At 68.6% G+C, this 911-nt stretch carries 1 protein-coding gene; it reads left to right on the plus strand.

From position 1 onward, the window contains the following. A partial coding sequence (locus A9Q02_RS24145) for an NACHT domain-containing protein (protein WP_425430792.1) occupies positions 1–911 on the plus strand: 911 nt, incomplete at both ends.

Consider the following 911-nt stretch of genomic DNA (forward strand, 5'->3'; position numbering starts at 1 on the left):
TTGCTGGCCGCCTACTACGAGCGTCTGGCGACGCGCTGTCGCAGTCTGCCGTTGCAGGGCATCTACGAGCAGCGGAGTAACGCCGATAGCCTGATGCTTGACCTGGAACAGGTCTATACCCACCTGGCGACGACCGATCACACGCCGCGTGAGCGCGTTGACCGTGCGACGCTCGCCACGTTTGATGTCGCCGCGTATCTGGCCCAGCATACCGGTGATCATCTGCTGCCCCGTGATCAACGCACGCTGGTCGAGCCGGTCTTCCCGGTCACGGACGACCGCGATGAGGCAGGCAGCGCCCACGGCGAGGCGCTGGTGGCTGCATCCGACCCGGCTGGCATGCCAGGGAAGATGAGCCGCCTGCGCGACGGCCCGGTCGCCCTGTCGCGTGCGCGCCTCATCGACGATGCCAAGGTTGCCGAGGAACTCACCTTCCTGGGGCCAATGATCGTCACCGAGGCCATTGCGGCCAAACCGCACCTGGTGCTGCTTGGTGAGCCGGGCAGTGGCAAGAGTACCGCCCTGCGCTATCTGGCCTACACCCTGGCGCGCGCCGGACTCGATGCGCAGGTCGATCTGGCTGCGCTGCTCCCTGGCTGGACGCTCGGGCGTCTGGTGCCGATCGTGGTGCCGCTGCTGCCGCTGGCGCAGGCTTTCGCGGCCCACCCAGCGCGGCGCGGCGAGGCCGACGACCTCTGGCACTACCTGGTTGCGCATCTCCAGCCGGAGGGGGCCAGCCCAGGCCTGGCTGCCGCCGTGCACGAAGAGCTCGAAGCGGGCCGCGTGATCCTGTTGCTTGATGGGCTTGATGAGGTCGCCGGTGCGGAGTCGCGGCGCAAGGTGGTGCGGGCGGTGCAGTCCTTTGCCCAGCGCTTTCGCCGCATCCGCATGGTCGTCGCCTGCCGCGTGCG

The organism is Candidatus Chloroploca asiatica, from assembly GCF_002532075.1.
Lineage (GTDB): Bacteria > Chloroflexota > Chloroflexia > Chloroflexales > Chloroflexaceae > Chloroploca > Chloroploca asiatica.